The organism is Pseudomonas sp. SIMBA_041 (genome assembly GCF_046535095.1).
GTDB classification, from domain to species: domain Bacteria; phylum Pseudomonadota; class Gammaproteobacteria; order Pseudomonadales; family Pseudomonadaceae; genus Aquipseudomonas; species Aquipseudomonas mucoides.
Genome location: NZ_JAWRXJ010000083.1, coordinates 1 through 365 on the forward strand (window position 1 = coordinate 1; position 365 = coordinate 365).

A 365-nucleotide genomic window follows, 5' to 3' on the forward strand; every position below is an offset into this window, starting at 1 on the left:
ATTGTAAAGTCATAGAGATTCTAGAGGCTGCACATATTAGTCCGTACCGGGGAGTGAAAGATAATCATCAATCAAACGGTCTTCTTTTACGGGCAGATATTCATACACTTTTTGATCTTAATTTAATAGCTATTAATCCTAAAAGTTTTGAGGTTGAATTATCCTCTAACCTTCTGACTTCTGAATATTTTATTTTCAATAACAAAAAATTGACAAAAGAAACAATTAGCTTAATATCTGTAGAAGCACTACATCAAAAATGGAAACAATTTAAAAGTGGTTATGTTCTTGAGATTTATAAGTAATAATTTTAATTTACATATATATCTAGGAACAACTATTTCTACTAAAACAATAAAATACAT

1 protein-coding gene is annotated in these 365 nt (G+C 27.7%); it reads left to right on the forward strand.

The features are described from left to right. The coding region (locus SB725_RS30325) for an HNH endonuclease (protein ID WP_410923046.1) at window positions 1-305 on the forward strand (305 nt) is incomplete at its 5' end. Window positions 306-365: the final 60 nt, after the last annotated feature.